Annotated in this window: 18 protein-coding genes and 1 tRNA gene; 7 read left to right on the forward strand and 12 right to left on the reverse strand. The window is 65.2% G+C overall.

Annotated features, from left to right (window positions below; translation table 11 throughout):
• Nucleotides 1-90: 90 nt before the first annotated feature.
• The 4 genes from NATTI_RS0114810 (at nt 91) to NATTI_RS0114825 (ending at nt 3,162) form a co-directional block, all read left to right on the forward strand.
• Nucleotides 91-1,071 (forward strand): class I SAM-dependent methyltransferase, encoded by a 981-nt coding sequence (locus tag NATTI_RS0114810; protein WP_006090282.1) that lies wholly within the window; start codon nt 91-93, stop codon nt 1,069-1,071.
• 91 nt (nt 1,072-1,162) lie between these two features.
• Nucleotides 1,163-1,236 (forward strand) — tRNA-Thr (locus NATTI_RS0114815).
• 206 nt (nt 1,237-1,442) lie between these two features.
• Nucleotides 1,443-1,700, forward strand: a complete 258-nt coding sequence (locus NATTI_RS0114820; protein WP_006090283.1) for a MarR family transcriptional regulator — start codon at nt 1,443-1,445, stop codon at nt 1,698-1,700.
• 19 nt (nt 1,701-1,719) lie between these two features.
• Nucleotides 1,720-3,162 (forward strand): FAD-dependent oxidoreductase, encoded by a 1,443-nt coding sequence (locus NATTI_RS0114825; RefSeq protein WP_006090284.1) that lies wholly within the window; start codon nt 1,720-1,722, stop codon nt 3,160-3,162.
• Nucleotides 3,163-3,193: 31 nt separating this feature from the next.
• Here NATTI_RS0114825 and NATTI_RS0114830 read toward each other — a convergent pair whose 3' ends face one another.
• The gene (locus tag NATTI_RS0114830) at nt 3,194-4,030 is read right to left on the reverse strand and encodes an alpha/beta fold hydrolase (protein WP_006090285.1); all 837 of its coding nucleotides are present in this window, start codon (nt 4,028-4,030) and stop codon (nt 3,194-3,196) included.
• Between the two features lie 199 nt (nt 4,031-4,229).
• Between NATTI_RS0114830 and NATTI_RS0114840 the strand changes: the two genes are divergently transcribed.
• Nucleotides 4,230-6,083, forward strand: coding sequence for a glycoside hydrolase family 15 protein (locus tag NATTI_RS0114840; RefSeq protein ID WP_006090286.1), 1,854 nt, complete (start codon nt 4,230-4,232; stop codon nt 6,081-6,083).
• A gap of 26 nt (nt 6,084-6,109) precedes the next feature.
• Here the strand turns inward: NATTI_RS0114840 and NATTI_RS0114845 are convergent, their stop codons facing one another.
• The 3 genes from NATTI_RS0114845 to NATTI_RS0114855 form a co-directional block, all read right to left on the reverse strand.
• Nucleotides 6,110-6,466: a DsrE family protein gene (locus NATTI_RS0114845; RefSeq protein ID WP_006090287.1), complete on the reverse strand. Its 357-nt coding sequence runs from the start codon at nt 6,464-6,466 to the stop codon at nt 6,110-6,112.
• A gap of 77 nt (nt 6,467-6,543) precedes the next feature.
• Nucleotides 6,544-6,750: a hypothetical protein gene (locus NATTI_RS0114850; RefSeq protein WP_006090288.1), complete on the reverse strand. Its 207-nt coding sequence runs from the start codon at nt 6,748-6,750 to the stop codon at nt 6,544-6,546.
• Between the two features lie 158 nt (nt 6,751-6,908).
• Nucleotides 6,909-7,991, reverse strand: coding sequence for an NAD(P)/FAD-dependent oxidoreductase (locus NATTI_RS0114855; protein ID WP_006090289.1), 1,083 nt, complete (start codon nt 7,989-7,991; stop codon nt 6,909-6,911).
• Nucleotides 7,992-8,178: 187 nt separating this feature from the next.
• Here NATTI_RS0114855 and NATTI_RS0114860 point away from each other — a divergent pair, with 187 nt between their 5' ends.
• Nucleotides 8,179-8,553, forward strand: a complete 375-nt coding sequence (locus NATTI_RS0114860; protein ID WP_006090290.1) for a winged helix-turn-helix transcriptional regulator — start codon at nt 8,179-8,181, stop codon at nt 8,551-8,553.
• A 103-nt stretch (nt 8,554-8,656) separates the two neighbouring features.
• On the opposite strand, the gene NATTI_RS0114865 is transcribed toward NATTI_RS0114860, so the two are convergent.
• From NATTI_RS0114865 to NATTI_RS0114875, 3 genes are read right to left on the reverse strand one after another with little or no spacing between them, the layout of a single operon-like run.
• Entirely contained in the window at nt 8,657-9,361 is a 705-nt protein-coding gene (locus NATTI_RS0114865) for an energy-coupling factor transporter transmembrane component T family protein (RefSeq protein ID WP_006090291.1), read from the reverse strand.
• Nucleotides 9,362-9,397: 36 nt separating this feature from the next.
• Complete coding sequence (locus tag NATTI_RS0114870; protein ID WP_006090292.1) at nt 9,398-10,102, reverse strand: energy-coupling factor ABC transporter ATP-binding protein; 705 nt, start codon at nt 10,100-10,102, stop codon at nt 9,398-9,400.
• Nucleotides 10,103-10,117: 15 nt separating this feature from the next.
• Nucleotides 10,118-10,705, reverse strand: a complete 588-nt coding sequence (locus NATTI_RS0114875; protein ID WP_006090293.1) for a biotin transporter BioY — start codon at nt 10,703-10,705, stop codon at nt 10,118-10,120.
• A gap of 557 nt (nt 10,706-11,262) precedes the next feature.
• Here NATTI_RS0114875 and NATTI_RS0114880 point away from each other — a divergent pair.
• The gene (locus NATTI_RS0114880; protein WP_006090294.1) at nt 11,263-15,363 is read left to right on the forward strand and encodes a DUF7282 domain-containing protein; all 4,101 of its coding nucleotides are present in this window, start codon (nt 11,263-11,265) and stop codon (nt 15,361-15,363) included.
• A 126-nt stretch (nt 15,364-15,489) separates the two neighbouring features.
• On the opposite strand, the gene NATTI_RS0114885 is transcribed toward NATTI_RS0114880, so the two are convergent.
• The 5 genes from NATTI_RS0114885 to NATTI_RS0114905 all read right to left on the reverse strand — a co-directional run bounded on the left by NATTI_RS0114885 (nt 15,490) and on the right by NATTI_RS0114905 (nt 18,654).
• Nucleotides 15,490-15,780, reverse strand: a complete 291-nt coding sequence (locus NATTI_RS0114885; RefSeq protein WP_006090295.1) for a DUF7545 family protein — start codon at nt 15,778-15,780, stop codon at nt 15,490-15,492.
• A gap of 127 nt (nt 15,781-15,907) precedes the next feature.
• On the reverse strand, nt 15,908-16,372 hold the full coding sequence (locus NATTI_RS0114890; protein WP_006090296.1) for a DUF5799 family protein: 465 nt from the start codon (nt 16,370-16,372) through the stop codon (nt 15,908-15,910).
• Nucleotides 16,373-16,444: 72 nt separating this feature from the next.
• Nucleotides 16,445-16,945 carry a gamma carbonic anhydrase family protein gene (locus tag NATTI_RS0114895; protein WP_006090297.1) on the reverse strand — a complete coding sequence of 167 codons (501 nt, stop codon included), beginning with the start codon at nt 16,943-16,945 and terminating at the stop codon, nt 16,445-16,447.
• Between the two features lie 381 nt (nt 16,946-17,326).
• Nucleotides 17,327-17,599, reverse strand: a complete 273-nt coding sequence (locus NATTI_RS0114900) for a DUF3006 family protein (protein WP_006090298.1) — start codon at nt 17,597-17,599, stop codon at nt 17,327-17,329.
• Nucleotides 17,596-18,654: a ComEC/Rec2 family competence protein gene (locus NATTI_RS0114905; RefSeq protein WP_006090299.1), complete on the reverse strand. Its 1,059-nt coding sequence runs from the start codon at nt 18,652-18,654 to the stop codon at nt 17,596-17,598. The genes NATTI_RS0114900 and NATTI_RS0114905 overlap by 4 nt, the downstream gene beginning before the upstream one ends.
• Nucleotides 18,655-18,666: the final 12 nt, after the last annotated feature.

Below are 18,666 nucleotides of genomic sequence, written 5' to 3' on the forward strand. Positions count from 1 at the left end.
GGCACAGATTGGCTCGAGACCTGAAAACGTTACATGGCCGCCGGTCAGGAAAACGTCACCGTTACGGCCACCCGTCGGCTTCGTCACGGTATGGAAGTGCCGTGCGTCCGCGTCCCCCGCGAGGAGGGCGAAGCCACGCGCCGCGAACTCGCGGACGCGGACCTGATCGACGACGAGTACGAGATTTCGGTGGCCGAGGGCAGTCTCTACGTGCCGATCACGGATCCCGACGCGGTTTCGGACGGCCTCGAGGTCGTCGCCCGGCCCGTCGAGGAACGCGAGACGCAGACGACGCCGGCCGACATCCTGGGAGCCGAGCCGTCCTACGAGCGACTCGGGCGCGCCGCCCTGCTCGACGAGGACGACGACGAGCGCGCCCGCGAGATCGCCGACGCCGTCCTCGAGTCCGACCTCCCCCTCGAGACGGTACTCAACAAGGCGTCGAAAGTCAAAGGTGAGACGCGGATCCGCGACTGGGATATCCTCGCCGGCGACGACACGGAGGTCGTCCACCGCGAGTACGGTTGTGAGTTCGCCCTCGACCTCGCCTCCGTCTACTTCTCGCCGCGGCTCGCAACTGAGCGCCACCGGGTCACAAAGCAGGTCAGCGACGGCGAGCGGGCGCTCGACATGTTCGCCGGCGTCGGCCCGTTCGTGATTCCGTTCGCGAAACGCGGCGCGGAGTGCGTCGGCGTGGACGTCAACGAAGACGCGATCAGCTATCTACGCGAGAACGCGCGCCGGAACGGCGTCGCGGATCGTGTGACGGCGATCTGCGACGATATTCGGGCGGTGGCCGACGAGTACGCAAACTGGGCCGACCGGCTCGTGATGAATCTGCCCCACAGCGCGGACGAGTTCCTCGAGAGCGCCGTTACCCTCGCGGGCGACGATTGCGTGATCCATTATTACGACATCCAGCACGAGGATGATCCATTCGGGCCTGGTGAGCGGGCTATTCGGGATGCGGCCGAACCGGAGTACGAGGTTACCGTCGAGACGCGACGGACGGTCCGCTCCTACGCGCCACACGAGTTGAACGTGTGTCTGGACGTGCGACTCGAGCGGTAACTCGAGGCGCGTGAACCGCTCTCACGTCGGCGACGATTCGCAATCCTTATGGCTGGTATCAGCCCTACGAATAAACGCACACAACGAGCGTGCCGGTGTAGCTCAGACTGGCAGAGCGAATCCTTCGTAAGGATTAGGTCGAGGGTTCAAATCCCTCCACCGGCTTTTTGCTGCGAACAACACGTGAGCAGCAACAGCTGTCGAGGGATTTGCATTAGACCACGAGTGAGTACAGCGAGCGAAGTGGGCGTCGTTCACAATCCGCTCTACCGGCTCTTTTTGAGCGAACGTCGCGACGACGCGTTCGGTCGTGTGTGAGGCGTGCACGAGCAGGCAATGGTTTACGGCGACTCGAGTCGAAAGGGCAAGCAATGGAGCCAGCTTCAGAGACGTTATCCGACCTTCCGCCGAGCGCGAAACTGGTATTCAAAGTGCTCGAGTACAACGGCTCGCTAACCCAAGGTGAGATCGCCGACGAGACGATGCTGCCGCGCCGGACCGCTCGGTTCGGTCTCTCTCGGCTGAAAGAGGGCGGGTTGGTCGAGGATCAGGTCTCGTTCAGGGACGCGCGCCAATCGGTGTACTCGTTGACGGAAACCGGCGAGCAAATACGCGCGCCTTCCAACTGATGGCCGACGCTACCTATCTATGACGGACATCTTCGTCGTCGTCGGCGGTGACGCAGCGGGCATGTCCGCGGCGAGCAAAGCGAAGCGCGACGATCCGGATCTCGAGGTCGTCGTCTTCGAGAAGGGGGAATGGGTCTCCTACGGCGCCTGCGGCTTGCCCTACTACGTCAAGGGGGAGATTCAGTCGCTCGAGGCGCTCGTCTCGGTCACCCCCGAGGAGTTCCGCGAGGAGCGCGATATCGACCTGCGAACGGGCCACGAGGTCGTCGCGATCGATCCCGACGAGCGGACTGTCACCGCCGAGAGCGAGTCTGGGAGCGTCGTCCAATCCTATGATCACCTGTTGCTCGCCACCGGTGCCGAGGCGGTCGTTCCGCCGATCGACGGCATCGACCGCGAGGGCGTCTACACCCTCGGCTCGATGAGCGACGGGAAGGAACTCCGGGAGTACGTCGCTCGAGCGCGCGAAGGCGAGTCGCTCCAGCAGCCGGACCGCGGCCCGGCCTGCCGGTATCTCGAGGATTGTACCGGCCCCGTCGGCATCGTCGGCGGCGGCTACATCGGGCTCGAGATGGCCGAGGCGCTGGCGGCGAACGGCTTCGAGGTCCACCTGTTCCAGCGCGGCGACCGCGTGTTGACGGGATTCAGCGAGGCGACGAGCGAGGCGGTCGCCGACCACCTCCGGGAGCAGGATGTCGTCGTCTATCTCGAGAGCGAGGTGGTGGCACTCGAGGGCGGGGAGGCCGATGAGGACGAGGAGAAAGACAGCGCCGTCGAGACCGTCGTCGCCGCCGACGAGCGAGTCGACGTGGAAATGGTGCTCGTCGGAACCGGCGTTCGACCGCGGACCGACCTCGCCGAAGCTGCCGGAATCGATCTCGGGCCGACGGGCGCGGTCGCGACGGACGCCTATCGCGAAACCAACGTCCCCGATGTCTACGCAGCGGGAGACTGCGCCGAAGCGACACACACCGTCACGGGCGATCCGGTCTACGTCCCGCTGGCGCTCACTGCGAACCGCCACGGTCGCGCAATCGGTCAGACTGTCGCCGGACAGCTAACCGAAGGCGGCGCCGTCGCCGGGACGGCGGCCGTCAAGGCGTTCGAGGTCGAGGCGGCGCGAACCGGCATTCTGGACCACGACGACGCGCGCGAGGCTGGGTTCGAGCCGGTCACCGAGACGATCGACGCGAAATCGCGCGCGGGCTACTACCCCAAGGGGGGCACCGTTACCGTCACGCTCACTGCGGATCGCGACTCCGGACGCGTACTCGGCGCGAGCCTCGTCAGCGAGTACGGCGAGGGCGCGGTCCACCGGAGTCACGCGATCGTGGGGGCTCTCGAGGCCGAGGCGACCGTCTTCGAACTGGAAAACTACGATCTCGCGTACGCCCCGCCGTTCAACACGACGTGGGATCCGGTGCTCGTCGCCGCGAAGGTGCTCGCCGGGAAACTGCGGTAGTCGGGTCTGGCAACGTCTGACCGACGGTCGACTACTCGCTCAGAAACGCCTCGAGGTGCTCGAGGTACGCTTCGGGGCGGTCCTCCGGCACCCAGTGGGTAGCCTCCTCGAGTCCGACGACGTCGGCGTCCGAGATGTCGTCCTCGAGGCGCTCGGCGTACTCGATGGGCTGGAACTCGTCCTCGGCCCCCCAGAGCATGAGCGTCTCGGCCGTGATCTCGCTCGGATCGATCTCGGTGGTGTGGCTCGTGTTCGTCCCGATGGCGTTGCGGGAGAGCGAGACCATCGCCTCTTCCGAATCCCACTGGGCGACCATGCCGTCGACGAATTCGTCGCTCGGATCGTCGCCGTAGAGCGTGTTTCGGTACATCTTGCGGAGCATCTCTCGGAGTCCATCGACGCCCATGTTTTCGACGGTATCCGGCAGTCCGAGATCGAGGATCGTGTCGACGGGCCAGGAATCGTAGCAGACGGCGTTCGAGAGAACCAGTTTCGGGATCGAATCGGGCTGATGCGCCGCGTACCGAAGGCCAACGCCGCCGCCGAGGTCGTGGCCGACGAACGAGACGGACTCGAGGTTCAGTTCCTCGAGGAGGCCGTCGATCATCTCCTCCTGAGCCCTGATCGAGCGGTCGAAGCCGTCGTGCATGGCCGACTGTCCGTAGCCGACCATATCCGGGACGATGACGCGATACTCGTCGGTCAACTCGGGCGCGATGCGGTGCCAGAGGTACGACGAGGTCGGAATGCCGTGGCAGAACACCACCGGTTCTCCGTCTCCCTCATCGTAGTAGGCGACCTCGAGGTCGTGCTCGTCGACCGTAACCGTCGTCGATTCCTGTCGGTCGGCCCAGGTCTCGTAGTCCATATCGCTAGTCGCAGTACCCGGCCGGAAAGGGGTTGGCGCGGCGATTGCGTGCTCGAGGCGCGGAGGGCAATCAGCGGAAGTGTGACCGCACTTGACCCCGTCAGCAGTACACTCAGGAGTTCGATTCGACGTCAGTCGCGTCTGATTGCCCTCCGATCTGTGGTCCGGCTTTTTTGTTCTGGTCATCGTACGATCGTCCGTGCACGAGTACCCACCGATCGAATCCTACGGCGTCGTCGGCAACCTCGAGACCTGCGCGCTCGTCGCGCCTGACGGTTCGGTCGACTGGTTTCCGTTCCCGCACCTCGAGTCGCCGAGCATCTTCGCCGCGATCCTCGATACGGACCGGGGCGGTCGGTTTCGGATCGCGCCGACCGATTCCTTCGAGACGAGTCGGCGCTACGTCGACGACACGAACGTCCTCGAGACGACCTTCCACGCCGACGAGGGAACCGCGACAGTGACGGACTTCCTGCCCCCGGCCGGCCAGGTCGACCACCCGAAGAAGGTCATCTATCGCAAGGTCGACTGTACGGACGGCGTCGTCGACCTCGCGGTCGACCTCGAACCGCGGTTCGATTACGGACGCGCGGAGATGTCGATCGAGTCAGTCGAGAACGGGATTCTCGCCGAGGGCGGGGAGGAACGGACGCTGCTCGAGAGTCCAGTCGATCTCGCGATCGAAGACGGCCGGATCACCGGCGAGTTCTCGCTCGAGGCCGGCGAGACGGCCTGGTTCCTGCTCCGGTGTACGGGTGCCGAGGACGCGAATACGGATCCGGAGGCTGCGCTGGAAGAGACGATCGAATACTGGACCGACTGGGCCCACACTTGCGATCCCGGGGACGACTGCGCGTTCGAGGGACCGTGGCACGATCACGTCGTCCGTTCCGAACTCGTCCTCAAACTCCTCACGCACGCCGAATCGGGGGCGATCGCCGCCGCACCGACCACCTCGCTGCCGGAGGATATCGGCGGCGTTCGAAACTGGGATTACCGGTTCAACTGGCTCCGGGACGCCGGCTTCACCGTGCAGGCCCTGATGAACCTCGGCACCGCCGAGGAGGCGAACGATTACGTCGATTGGTTCATGGACCTCTGTCAGGCGGACGACCCCGAAGCGATTCAACCGCTGTACGGCCTCCACGGCGAGTCCGACCTCAAGGAGCGGGAAATTGAGGGGTTCGAGGGCTATCGCAGTTCCTCCCCGGTCCGAATCGGGAACGGCGCCGCGGACCAGCGACAGCTCGACATCTACGGCGAACTGCTGCTTGCCGTCGACGAGATGTGCCAGCACGGCCGGACGCTGGACGACGACGAGTGGGCGACGATCCGCGGTATCGTCGAGTACGTTCGCGAGGTCTGGGACGAACCGGACGCGGGTATCTGGGAAGTCCGCGGCGGGGACGAACACTTCGTCTATTCGAAGGTGCTGTGCTGGGTCGCGCTGGACCGTGGCATCGCGATCGCGACCGACGGCGACCACGACGCGCCGCTGGAGGACTGGCAAGAAACCCGCGAACGGATTCGGGACAACGTCCTCGAGAACGGCTACGACGAAGACGTCGGTGCGTTCGTCCAGTCCTACGGGTCGGACGCGCTCGACGCGACGGGACTGTTACTTCCCGTCGTCGGCTTTCTCCCGTTCGACGACGACCGCGTGCAGGGAACGATCGACGCGACCGAGCGGGAGCTACTCGAGGACGACGTGTTCGTCAAGCGGTACGACGGCGACGACGGCCTCCCGGGAGACGAAGGGGCGTTCGTCCTCTGTTCGTGCTGGCTGATCGACGCGCTCGCGCTCTCCGGACGCGTCGAGGAAGCCGAGTCCCGATTCGAGACGCTACTCTCGTACCTGAATCCGCTGGGACTCGTCGCGGAAGAGATCGATACGGAAACCGGCGCTCACCTCGGGAACTTCCCGCAGGCGTTCAGTCACATCGGGATCGTCAACAGCGCGCTCTACCTCGGTTTCGCGCGGGGCCACGAGACGCGTGGACCACCGCCGATGGGGATTCGGCTCGGCGAGCCGGTGGTCTCGAGCGGCGAGTAATCGATCGAGGAGAACCCGACGGCGTCTCAGAACGTGATGATCTCGTAATCGTCGCTGACCAGCGACCGAATGCTGGGATGTCCATCGTTCTCGTCGATCTGGACGATCCCCGCATCCTCGACGGCAGCGTCGGCGTCGAACGCGCTGGCACAGTAGTCACAGACGGCCGCTTCATCCTTTACGGACCGGTAGAGGTCGTGATAGTCGTGGTCCTCGTCCTCGAGTTCTTCGATCCACTGCGTGCCGGCGCCGTCGAAGATGAGTTCCAGTTCGTCGTCTTCGTTCTCGGCGAACTCCCGCGCCGCCTCGAGACCGTTGACCAGCCGACCGGTGTCACTGTGCGATTCGGTACCCGCCAGAACGACGATCGCTGCGTTTACCATTACACTCGAGACCATGGCACGACGCCACAAAAGGGGACAGCGGGAGTGCGTGTGCGGTGCAAGAGCGATTTCCGGTCCTAGTGGCCGTGTCCGCCGCGGGAGAATCCGCCCGAGAACGCGCGCTGGACGACCTCTGAGAGCACCGGACGAATGTGAACCGCTCCGGATGTCCCGAACTGGAGGGCGACCGATTGGCCGCGCTGTGTGGCCACGTTCGCTACCCCCAACCCCGATCCGGATCCGATACCGAGAACGTCGTACTCCTCGATGTGATGAGATGGCACGCGAGTCGTACTGAAGGACAGGGTAGAACATCCAACGCTGGGGGGTCTCTCTCGAGCTATTGGACGGATCTCGGCGGTCCATCCTTCCGACCCTCCGCGCGACTGTGGTGGTCGGGAGTGTGACCGTCCGATCGAGACGTCTCGGTCGCGGGGTTCGATCAGTCGCTTTCGGCGGGAGCGTGTTCGGTACCGTTCGCCTGTCGCCGCAGTTCGGCGTCGATAGCGGGTACGTCCTGCGGTTCGACCGCCCCTTCGGCCTCGAGTTCGGCGAGCGACTTCGGGAACTCGCGGAGACTCTTGTGGAGGGCGATGCCCGCCTTAGCCCCCTGTCCCATCGCGACCGGAATCTGGTTGTGGCCGGGTGTCAGATCGCCGACGGCGAACAGGCCATCGACGGACGTGCGGCCGTGATCGTCGACGGTGACCGTTCCGTCGTTCTCGAGTTCCGCGCCGAGCGACGCTGCCAGCTCGTTGTTGTACTCGGAGCCGTACATTGCGAAGCCGCCCGTGTACTCGCGGACGGTCTTGTCGCCGGACTCCGTCCGGTTGCCAGCGGGGCGTGGTCCCGCGTTGTCCTCGAACTCGAGGGCCTCGAGCCAGCCGTCCTCGTCGTTCCGGACGCCGGTGACGTCTTCGTGGACGATATCGACCGGGTGCTTCTCGAGCAGCGTTGCGGTTTCGTCGCTCCACGTGGGGTCGTCGCCCCGGAGCAGGAGGTCGACGTCGTCGGTGAAGTTGAGCATGAGCATGGCGACGAACGCGGCGCTGTCGCCGTGGCCCATCACGTACACCGGTTCGTCGACGAACATGTACGCGTCGCAGTGGAGACAGTAGTGGAGTCCGCGACCAGTCCGGGGTAACGGCGGGTCGGGACGGCCGTCGGAAAAGCCGGTCGCGAGCACGATGCGGTCGGCGACGGCGGGGCCATCGGTGGTGTCGAGCGCGAACGCGCCGCCGCGGCGCTCGATTCCGGTCACGAACGACCGCCGATAGTCGGTCCCGTACGATCGAAGCTGTTCGACGGCCGTCTCGAGGAACTCGTTTCCGGAGACGGATTCCGGGACGCCGATGACGTTGTGGGTCTCTTGCATCATCGCGGCGCGGCCGCCGCCGCGGTCGAAGACCGCCGTTTTGTGGCCGAGTCGAGTCGCGTAGAGGGCCGCCGTCAGACCGGCCGGTCCGCCGCCAACGACGGCGACTTCGAACTGATCCTCGTCCGGAGCGGGAGTAGATGTCGTCATGATGGGGTTACCTTCTGTTACCCACTCACTCCTGGTCAGTAATAAGCGCCGGCCAACCCGTCGCTCACCGGGTTACCGACCGGTAAGGGTGGTCAACCGGTCTGCGACTGGAAGACGCAACTTAGAAACCTACCGTAACCACCTTACGAAAGGTAACTATATTCGGACTCGCCACCACGGGTCGGCTATGAGCGACTCATCGCAGCAACTGGAAGTCTGGTGTGCGGGCGAGGACTGGTGTCCGATCACGTCCACCGCGACGTTGATCGGGAAGAAATGGCACACCGTGATTCTCCACCGACTGCTCGCCAACGGCCCCCTCGGTTTCAACGCATTACAGGAGGAGGTCGGCGGTATCTCGAGCAAGGTCCTCTCGGACGTGCTCGAAGACCTCGAGGAGAAGCAGCTACTCAACAGGGAGATCGTCAACGAGAAGCCGGTCCGCGTCGAGTACTCGCTGACCGAACTCGGGGAATCGCTCGAGCCGGTGGTCCAGGAGATGGCGAAGTGGGGGAAAGAACACCTGACTGCTGCGGGCGACGAAGCCGACTCCCTCGCGTGACCGGCGTCGTCGGCCGAACGAACGGAACGGTCCATCCGAACCGATAGCGACCGCACTCCGCTCGTCGACCGCTCTCGACTGCGGGGGCCGAACGGCGGGCGGATTAGAACAGGGCCGAGAGCGCGAGGATGACAGCCAGCCCGAGGACGGGGTAATCCAGTCGCGAAAACGAGAGGTGGGGAAGCGTTGGGTTCCAGGCGAAACAGCGCGCCTGCATGGCGAGCGCGAGTCGGTCCGCCCGGTCGAAGGCTCGCGTGAGGCCGAGCAATCCGATCGTGCTCGCGCGGTCGACGACGCCGCGTTCGTCGCCGAGTCGGGCGGCCATCGCGTCCCGAATCGTCCGGATATCGGCCTGGAGCACGGGGAGAAACCGGAAGACGAGCGAGACGCCGACGCCGAGTAGCTGTCCGGGCTTGCCGGGGATCGTCCGCTGGATCGCGGCTCGAGACGCGCGAATCGGCGTCGAGCGGATGTACGCCGCGCTGACGAGCAGGACGAGCAGGACTCGGTAACTTGCGCGGGCGGAGGTTTCGGCATCCGAGAGGTCGAACCACGGCGAGCCGAGGGTCAGTCCGGCGAGCAGCGGCGCGAGCCCGAGAAAGACCAGTGCGAACCGGTAGGCGTAGAGCGCCCTGAGCACCGAGACGCGAGCGGCAAGCAGAATCAGCGCGGCCACGGCGGAGAGAATCAGCAGGGCGCGCGAACCGGTGTGGGCCAGCGCGGTCGCGGCGAACCCGATCTGGACGCCCAGCTTCGAGCGGGGATCGAGCCGGTGTGCGAGCGTGTCGTCGGGGTCGTAGGTGAGCATCGTTGGGTGCGTGAGCGCTGTCGGGGACGCGTTCGATCAGGTGTCGGGTACGCGAACCTCGAGTCTCGCGAGATCCTCGAGCGCGTCCTCGGGCGAATCGTCGACGACGACGCGGCCGTCCCGCATGGCGACGATGCGGTCGGCTATGCCGACGACATCCCGCAGATCGTGGGTTGCGAGCAGAATACCGGTACCGTCGGCGGCGAGGGACTCGAGGCGCGAGAGGACGGACCGTCGCGCCGGATCGTCGAGCCCGGTGAAGGGTTCGTCGAGGACGAGGTGGGTTGGTTCCATCGCGAGCGCGCCCGCGATGGCCACGCGGGACTGTTCGCCGCCCGAGAGCTGGTCGATGCGCTCGTCATCGCGGCCGGCCATGTTGACCGCCTCGAGGGATTCGCCGACCCGTCGATCGATCTCCTCGCGCGCAAGGCCGAGGTTTTCGGGACCGAAGGCCACGTCAGCGCCGATCGTCGCGGCGACGAACTGGTCGCGCGGGTGCTGGAACACCATGCCAACGCTCGAGCGCGCGGCGATGAGGTCGTCCGAAACGGGCGTCTCGTTCACGAGAACGGTGCCCGAATCCGGCTCGAGGAGTCCATTGCAGTGTCGCAACAGCGTGGTCTTCCCGCTGCCGTTGGCACCCGCGAGGACGACGAACTCCCCGTCGGCGATGGCGAGCGAGACGTCCTCGAGGACGGAGATGTCATCGAAGGCGTACGAGACGGAGCGGAATTCGATCATTGGGTCCTCGTGTCGCTACGACTGGATCGGTTTGATCCGGCCGCTCTGGACTATGGCGATCGCGGCGGCCATCTTGAGCAGTTCGCCGGGGATAAACGGCAGCGCGAAGCCGGTGATCGCCTCCCAGGCCTCGAGTTCGAGCAGCCAGGCGGCGTAGGCCGTTCCCATGCCGTAGATGACGATCGTCCCCATTACGAGGGCTGTGACGACGATCGGCAGGGGGACAGCGGCTGGATCGCGGAGATCAGTTCCGCGGTGAACGACGGACCCGATCAGCGCCGCGGCGATGGGATACGACCAGAGGTAGCCGCCCGTCGGGCCGAACAGCGTTCCGAGACCGGCTTCCCATCCCGCGAAGACCGGAATGCCGATCGCACCGGCGGTGAGATAGAGCAGCATCGATACTGATCCCCAGACGGGCCCCAACACGAGACCAGCGAGAAAGACGAACAGTACCTGCAACGTGAGCGGTGCCGGCGACAGCGGGAGCGGTATCGCGACGGGCGCTACTGCCCCGAGTAGCGCCGCGAGCACCGCTGCCCGGGCGAACTGCCGGACGACGTCCCCATCCACGAGTTCCACCGAGCTCCCTTCGGTTTCCATGGCACCGACTCTCTCGTAAACCCTGTTCAACACTTCGGTTTCCGAGATGTTCGACAGTTCGCCGTCATATCGGCCGTCTGGTAGCGATGCCGCCAGCGTGAGAACGGCACAAAACGGGGCGTTCCTGTCACGGACCCGAACTCCCGGACCCGCGAGCCGACGACAACCACAGCGGACCCATCGCAGTCCGTGCGCTCGGTCTTCTCCGCGAATTTGTCGGTCTCGAGGAACGTAATGGACGATTGTCTCTCGTTACTAACTGAAACAACCGGCGTAGCTTAAGCACTCGTTCGGCCTGATGGTTGAGAACTGATGCGATCTGTGAGTATGAGATTCGAGAGAGGACGCCGAGGGAAGAGCCGGGACCGACAGCCGACCTGCGGGTGCAGCGACGGTCGTCGATCGACTGTCGCCGTCAGGGGTATCGACCGCGGAGATGGTGGAGGGAGTCACCAGGACGGCGGAGAGCATCGATGGGACGACAGTGGGAGTCGATGTAACGGAACGCACGACCCGTGGCGGCGGTCCGCGACGGCTACTGATCGGGGAGTCGAGGCATGAACAAGGGACAGGCTGCAGTCGCTGCGACGCTCCTCGTCGCGTTCCTGATGGTGACGAGCGTGATGGCGTTGCCGCTGCTCGGCGGCAGTATCGCTCCGTTCGACGCCGGACAGGAGGGGGCAAGCGATTCGGACGACGAGACGACCGAGATCGACACCGGTGACGAGACCGTAACGAACGGTGCCTCTGACGTCGACGACAGCGAATCGAACGAGTCGCTCGAACTCGTCGCGATGGAGCCGACGACGGCGACCGCGGACGCTGCCAGCACGGACACGGATAATCCGGACGGCGAGTCGGACGCCGCTGCCGGCGACGCTGCTGTCGGAGCCGTCGGCGAAGCGGACGGGCAGGCCACGCTCGCCCAAGCGCAAGCAGACGGCGTCGAAGCCGGCGTCGACGAGGGGATCGAACTGGCCCAATCCCAGGGCGTCAACGTCACTCAGGAGCAGCGAGCGGCGGCGATCGACGGGGCCAGCGAGTCGGTCACGCAGCACCAGGAAGCCGAGGTCGAGCAGATTCAGGAGGCGACGAAGGGCGCGGTCCACGGCTCGCTGATGCACTCACAGCAGGTCGAGGCCGAGCAGATCCAGTACGCCGTCGGCGGCGCGACCGACGGGGCGCTCGGCCAGTACCAGACGGTCGAGGCGAGCCAGATGCAGGGCGCGACGTGGGGCGCGACACACGGCGCGCTCGCACAGGAACAGCGCGTCGAGGTCGAACAGATCCAGGTCGCGGCGCAAGGTGCCGCTGCAGGCGCCGCGTTCGAGGCCGGCGCTCGAGATATCGACGAGATGCCGAAGATTCAGGAGGCGGCACAGGGTGCGGCCTACGGCGCCCTCGAGCAGTACCAGAAGATTACCGTCGAACAGCGCCAGCAGGTCACGCTCGAGCACGTCCAGCACGCCGCGGCGGGCGCGTCGGCCGGCGCGCTCGAGGGATCGACGCAGGAAGCACTCGAGCAGACCCAAGACGTCGAGGTCGAGCAGTACCAGCGCGTCGACATCAAGCAGATCCAGAAGGCCGCGACGGGCGGCGCGAAGGGCGCGCTCGTCCAGCAACAGGAGGTGACGGTCGAGCAGACCCAGTCCGCGGCGCGCGGGGCGAGCGCGGGAGCGCTGAAACAGGTCCAGACGGTCACCGTCGAACAGGTCCAGCGTATCTCGATCACGCAGATTCAGGAGGCCTCCTTCGGTGCGGCGACGGGGGCAATTTCCCAGAGCCAGGAGGCGTCCGTCGAGCAGATCCAGGCTGCGGCTGACGGTGCCGCGGGCGGCGTGCTCGTCCAGCAACAGGAGGTTTCGATCACGCAGATCCAGTACGCCGCGGTCGGCGCGGCGGAAGGCGCGGTCGAGGGCGCGATTCAAGAACAGGTCGTCGAGGTCGAGCAGATTCAGGCCGCCGCGTTCGGTGCCGGCGAGGGTGCCGTAATCCAGACGCAGACCGTCGACGTCACGCAGGTCCAGATCCTCGCGAGCGGGAGCGCGAGCGGCGTGTTGATGCAACACCAGGAGGCGACGGTCCAGCAGATCCAGTCCGCGGCCAGCGCCGCCTGCCAGCAGACGGCGCAGGTGGTCCAGTACCAGCAGATCAGCATCACGCAGCTGCAGATTCTGATCCAGGAGACCGCAAGTGACGCGACGGCGTACGCGGTCGCCGAGGGGATCGACGACCCGACCGAGATCAGTCAGTACGTCGAAATCGAGATCGAGCAGCGAATCGAGGCGGTCGACGAACTCGAAGGTGAGGCGTCGATCGTGTTCACCGACCAGGACAGCGACGGCGAGAGCGTCACCGTTGATAGCGTCGAGCTCTCCGAGGGCGGGTTCGTGGCGATCTACCCGGGCGACATCGCCGCCGATCCGAACGGAGTGATCGGGGCTTCGAGCTACCTCGAGAGCGGCGAGCACGCAGACGTCGAGATCGATCTCGAGGAGCCGATCGAGGGTGAGCAGCCGCTCGTCGCGGTGGCCCACCACGATACGACCGACGACGAGTCGTTCCAGTACGCCGCATCCGACGGAGAGGAGGACGAGCCGTACGTTACCGAGGCCGGCGCACCGGTGTTTGACACGGCAATCGTGACGGTCGACGATCCGGACGAGCCGGCCGATCCGGAAGCGACCCTCGCGGTCAGCGATCAGGAGGGTGACGGGGAGTCGCTCGTCGTGGACGAGGCCGGCGCGGATACCGACTTCACCGTCGCTGCAGCCTACGACGGCGAGCAGGTCGAGAGCGAGCAGTTCGAGGCGAACGAGACGCAGACGGATCTCGAACTATCACTCGAGCCGCCAATCGAGGAATCCACGACCGTCGACGTGAGCGTCGTCGGCGATGACGACGCGGAACTCGCGGCCGAATCGATCGACTACACGCTCGCGGACGAGCCACCGGCCCCGGAGCCCGAGGCGACGCTCAACGTGAGCGATCAGACGGGTGACGGCGAGACGCTGACCGTCGAGGAGGCGAGCGCCGATGTCGACTACCAACTCACCGTGACCGACGAAGACGGCGAACAGCTCGCGGCGAGCGAGACCTTCGAGGGCAACGAGACCGTCGAACTCGAGTCGCTCGACCTCGAGCCGCCGCTCGAGGAGAACGCGACGCTCGAGGTAGCGGTCGAATCGGTCGGTGAGGAGACGGACGCCGAGGACGAGGCCGAAACTCCCGGTGACGATGCCGACACCGACGCAGACGGCGTCCTCGTGAGCGAAACGATCGAGTACACGGTCGACGACGGGGAGACGTTCGAGGCGACGTTCATCGACTGTTCCCAGGCCGAAGTGACGGGCTCGTTCGAGGACGGCGACACGATCATCGTCGCCACTGGATTCTACGAATCGGGCGGCTTCGGAAACACGATGGGCGAGTACGCGATCACGGTCGGTGAGGACGTCGAGGCCCCGTTCGAGGGGTCGATCACCTACGAGACGGGCGAAGAGTTCACCGTCGAGGAGACGGCCGAGGGTGCGACCGTGACAGTCCCCGAAGGTGACTTCGGGACCGCAATCACCGGCTTTTCCTCGCCCGATGCGATTCCGGGCTCGATCGATCATCCGAACCCCGATGCGAGCGAGTGTATCGAAGAGGTCCGACCCGACCTGCCCGATCTTTCGGTCGTGGAGACGGAACCGACCGACGACGGTATCGACGTCACGTTCGGCTACGAGAACCCGAACGACGCCGAACTGCTCGTCGGCAGCGAGTTCCTCGAGGGAACGACCGAGGACGAACCGGTCGACGAACTCGAGCCCGGAACGAACGAGTTTACCGTCCAGTGGATGCCCGAGACCGACGACGAGCGACTCGTCTGGGCGGTCGACATGAGTAGCTACGACTACGAGGCGGACGCGGTCGAACCCGCCGCGACGGCGACCGCAGGCGAGATCGATCCGACGGAGGACGCCGAGTTCTCGGTCGCGATTACGGGAACGAACGAACCCGTCGAACAGGGTGAGACGCTCGAGGTCGGTGCCGAACTCGAGAACGTCGGCGAGGCGGAAGACAGCCAGGTGATCGAACTGGCACTCGACGGCGAGACCGCCGATACGACGGAGGTGTCACTCGAGCCCGGTTCCGTCGAAGAGACGACGCTGACCGCTGAGACTGAAGATCTCGAGCCCGGCGAGTACACCGCTACAGTCTCGAGCGAGAACGAAACCGCCGAGACGACAGTGACGATTGAGGCGGTCGACGAGACCGAACTCGAGGACGAAGCGCCCGATCCGACTGACGAGACAGCGGACGCGGAACCAGCGGACGAGCCTGCTGACGATCCGGTAGAAGAAGATCCACTTGACGCACCTGCCGACGAAGAGCCAACCGACGGACCGGTCGACGACGAGACGCCGAGCGAGGAACCGCCCACCGAAGCGGACGAGACACCCAGTGATGACCCACAGACCGAGGAACCGCCCACCGAAGCGGACGAAACGGACGGCTCAGGCGACGAGCCCGGTGCAGACATCCCTGAGACGGAAGACAACGGGGACGACGAACCGGCCGATCAACAGCCGCCCGAAGATCCAGAGACTCCCGAGGAGTCCGAGGGACCGGATCCGGGTTCGGGCGCGGAACCGGCGGAGGCTGCGGAGTAGCCGACGCTAACAACGGCGATTCCGTCTCGAGTACATCCTGGATCTGAAGAGGGACGACGCGCTATCGGTTCGATCTATTTTCACAGAAACGATGTTCGCGTTCGGGTCCGCAGTTCGAACCGCGACTCAGTGCTGGTGGCCGGTCGCTTCGCCGTAGGTCACGCCGAATCGCTCCTCGAACAGGTCCATGATACGGTCTTCCTGGGCCTCGAGTTCTTCGTCTGCGCCCTCTCCGTGGTGGACGATGTGGTGGGCACGGCTGGCGAAGGAGAGGAGAGTGATGTCGGCGATCGTCTCGGCGTCGGACTGGTCGCCCTCGGCGACGAGATCGACGAGTCCGGACGGGATGGTCACGTCGTCGGTGCTGTCGTCGTCGGCGGTAATCTCGAACGTCGTCGTCTCGATGTCGTCTGTCATACCGCTACTGAAGCGAGGCGTCCGTAAAGGTGCTGTGGCTTGGCATCGGCGCGTCGGATCGGGACGCCCGTGGGCTGTGTGCCAATAGTATTCGTCGACGCCTCCCCACCGAACGGTCGCTCAGTTTCTACTCCTCCGTCGCTGCAGCCTGTCGAACGGAGTCCCAGCGGCCGTTCGACTCGAGGTGTGACTGTAACTCGTCGGCGTACTCCTGCGTGAGTTGCTCGGCTGCACGCTCCTGTTCGGCGTGAGAGTCGCCGCTGTCGCCGCCACCCAATCCGAGCGCACCCTTGATCGAGCCGAGAACGCCGCCGCTCGAGGAGCCGCCCTGTTGGCCCTGTGGCTGCCCGCCCATTCCCATGCCGGTGCCGACGTTCTCGAGTTCGGGGATGATCTGCTCGACCTTTTCGGTGTTGGCGACGATTCGCGCCCGGTCGGGATCGTCGGGATGTTCGATCTCGAACTCCGTCGCGGTCATGATCAGACTCCACTGCTGGCTGGAAAACTGCGACTCCACGATCCGGGAGGTGAACTCCTGATCGACGGTCATTCGCGCGCCGACGATCCGGTCCGTCCACGGGCTGTCACTCATACACACTGGTTGGGACGGTGGTGGTATCAGGGTTTTCATCACTCGTGGATCGAATCGGCCACGAGTTGAGGGTCAATCGAGTCGTACGGACGTCTCCGCGTACTTCTTCGAGAGTTCCACGTACCGGTCGGCCGTCCGCTCGAGTCGGGGATCGTCGATCTCGGTCTTCGGTTCGGCGGGCGCGCCGGCGACGAGGGTCGATGGCGGGATCTCGGTGTCTTCGGTGACGACGCTGCCGGCCGCGACGACTGCCCCGTCGCCGACGTGAGAGCCGTCGAGGACGACCGCGTTCATGCCGACCAACGCGCGCTCGCCAACGGTCGCGTCGTGGACGATGGCACTGTGACCCACCGTCGAGTAGGGCTCGAGTTCGGCGTCCTCGTGGAGAACGGCGTTGTCCTGGACGTTCGCGCCTTCGCCGACGACGATCTTGCCGTGGTCGCCCCGCAGCGTCGTGTTCGGCCAGACGCTCGCGTCTGCTTCGACGACGACGTTTCCGATGACGACTGCAGCCTCGTCAACGTACGCCGAGTCGGCGATCTGGGGTTTCATCCCGTCGAACGATCGTAGCATGCCTGTGGCTGACGTGAGCAACGTCTTGAACCTGCCCATCGGTCTCGAGCGGACTCGTTCTCACATCCGAACGGGTCACGGATCGCCAGCGTTCTGGCGTTCCATCCGATCGCCCCGGGTCGCCGGCCTTCTGCCGTTCCGCGCGACGGCACTACGGGTATCGTGACACTCTTTCACACCGGAGTTCCAACATAATTTGGCAGTACGGCTAATGCATCGTTCGTCAAAGTACCCGTTGACGGCGGACATCCGTCCCTCCGACTGGCGGCGATCCGTCGTCTGTGTCATCCCACGCACCCCGAACCACCAGTTGGGGTTTTCACCCCACCACCTTCCTTCCACCTCTCTTCGTACGCGCCGTCAGCGCAGCGACCGCGTCGGTTACTCGTCGGGGAGTCGCTCAGAGAGGCGGTCGAATCGCTCCTGTGCGCTCTCTCGTCGCTCCCGTTCCACAGACGGCCGATAGGTTAGCTCCCGGAGTTCGTCGTCCTCGAACTCGACGTCGAAGACGGCCCCTTCGTGCTGACCGTCTTCTGGCAGCGATTCGACCGCCATCGTCCGCTCGTCGACGACGGTGTCGTCCGTCTCGAGCAGGAGCACGGCCGTCTTTCCGTCGACGATTCGATCGACGACCGCAGTGTCGGTCTCGGTCATGGACTGACAGTAAGCGCGGGCGGCGTATCAACTCCCGCCCCCGTCGACGGCCGTGGCGGATACAGTGACGCCGATTCGGATTCGGAGTCCGAATTGGCTTCGTGCTTTCGCTCGAGCAACGTCGCCGGATCCGTCGGCTCGTCGTATTCGGCCGTCACCGAGGCGTCGGTCCCGTCGGTCGTGAGCACGATATCGCCGTGGACGCCGGTCCAGTACGTCACGATATCGCGGTCGGCGAACGACTCGAGCACCTCGTCGTGTGGGTGTCCATACTGGGACTCGAGTGCGCTCGAGATGACGGCGACGTCCGGATCGACGCGGTCGAGGAACGGATCGGTAGAGGAGGTAGAGGAGCCGTGGTGTCCGGCCTGATAGGCGTCGGCCGCGAGGTCGTCGCTGTGTGCGTCGACCATCCGCTGTTCGGCGTCTCGCTCCGCGTCACCGGTCGTCAGGTACGTGAAATCGCCGAACGCGACGCTGAGCGTGACGCTGTTGTAGTGGAGTCCGTCCCCGCCGTCTTCCGGCGGATTCCGCACGGTCGCCTCGACGGCGTCGTCCTCGAGGGGGAGCGTCGAGCCCTCGCTGACCTCGAAGAGCCTGATCTCGTACGCCTCGACGGCGTCGAGGTAGCGCTCGTACGTCTGGCTCGTGTGGGTGATACCAGAGTCGTAGGCCGCACCGACGCCCTCGCCGTGCTCCTCGAAGTGCTCGATGACGGCCGCGTGGCCGCCGATGTGGTCCGCGTGGGCGTGGGTCGCAACGAGATGATCGATCCGATCGATATTTTCGCTCTCGAGGTAGTCGATGACGCCCTGGCCGTCCTGTCGCCAGTCGCCCGTATCGATGAGAATCGTCTCGCCATCGGGCGTGACGATCAGCGTTGCATCGGCCTGTCCGACGTCGATATGGTGGACCTCGAGTTCGCCGTCGACATCGGTTTCGTCGCCGCTGTCGGCGTTTTCGGAGCCGTCACTCACGCCGAATCCGCCGATACAGCCGGAGAGGACGAGTAGTCCAGCAACCATCACGACCGCCAACCCGCGTCGCCGTCGCATACGTCTCCCGAC

The sequence above is a fragment of the Natronorubrum tibetense GA33 genome, assembly GCF_000383975.1.
Classification (GTDB): Archaea; Halobacteriota; Halobacteria; order Halobacteriales; family Natrialbaceae; genus Natronorubrum; species Natronorubrum tibetense.

What these genes read in the sequence shown, in the direction of transcription:
- NATTI_RS0114890 (WP_006090296.1), bottom strand. Translation starts at nt 16,372, where the DNA reads ATGAGTGACAGCCCGTGGACGGACCGGATCGTCGGCGCGCGAATGACC.
- NATTI_RS0114865 (WP_006090291.1), bottom strand. Translation starts at nt 9,361, where the DNA reads ATGCTCACCTACGACCCCGACGACACGCTCGCACACCGGCTCGATCCC.
- NATTI_RS0114870 (WP_006090292.1), bottom strand. Translation starts at nt 10,102, where the DNA reads ATGATCGAATTCCGCTCCGTCTCGTACGCCTTCGATGACATCTCCGTC.
- NATTI_RS0114845 (WP_006090287.1), bottom strand. Translation starts at nt 6,466, where the DNA reads ATGGTAAACGCAGCGATCGTCGTTCTGGCGGGTACCGAATCGCACAGT.
- NATTI_RS0114895 (WP_006090297.1), bottom strand. Translation starts at nt 16,945, where the DNA reads ATGCTACGATCGTTCGACGGGATGAAACCCCAGATCGCCGACTCGGCG.
- NATTI_RS0114900 (WP_006090298.1), bottom strand. Translation starts at nt 17,599, where the DNA reads ATGACCGAGACCGACACTGCGGTCGTCGATCGAATCGTCGACGGAAAG.
- NATTI_RS0114860 (WP_006090290.1), top strand. Translation starts at nt 8,179, where the DNA reads ATGAGCGACTCATCGCAGCAACTGGAAGTCTGGTGTGCGGGCGAGGAC.
- NATTI_RS0114880 (WP_006090294.1), top strand. Translation starts at nt 11,263, where the DNA reads ATGAACAAGGGACAGGCTGCAGTCGCTGCGACGCTCCTCGTCGCGTTC.
- NATTI_RS0114830 (WP_006090285.1), bottom strand. Translation starts at nt 4,030, where the DNA reads ATGGACTACGAGACCTGGGCCGACCGACAGGAATCGACGACGGTTACG.
- NATTI_RS0114905 (WP_006090299.1), bottom strand. Translation starts at nt 18,654, where the DNA reads ATGCGACGGCGACGCGGGTTGGCGGTCGTGATGGTTGCTGGACTACTC.
- NATTI_RS0114875 (WP_006090293.1), bottom strand. Translation starts at nt 10,705, where the DNA reads ATGGAAACCGAAGGGAGCTCGGTGGAACTCGTGGATGGGGACGTCGTC.
- NATTI_RS0114825 (WP_006090284.1), top strand. Translation starts at nt 1,720, where the DNA reads ATGACGGACATCTTCGTCGTCGTCGGCGGTGACGCAGCGGGCATGTCC.
- NATTI_RS0114885 (WP_006090295.1), bottom strand. Translation starts at nt 15,780, where the DNA reads ATGACAGACGACATCGAGACGACGACGTTCGAGATTACCGCCGACGAC.
- NATTI_RS0114820 (WP_006090283.1), top strand. Translation starts at nt 1,443, where the DNA reads ATGGAGCCAGCTTCAGAGACGTTATCCGACCTTCCGCCGAGCGCGAAA.
- NATTI_RS0114810 (WP_006090282.1), top strand. Translation starts at nt 91, where the DNA reads ATGGAAGTGCCGTGCGTCCGCGTCCCCCGCGAGGAGGGCGAAGCCACG.
- NATTI_RS0114855 (WP_006090289.1), bottom strand. Translation starts at nt 7,991, where the DNA reads ATGACGACATCTACTCCCGCTCCGGACGAGGATCAGTTCGAAGTCGCC.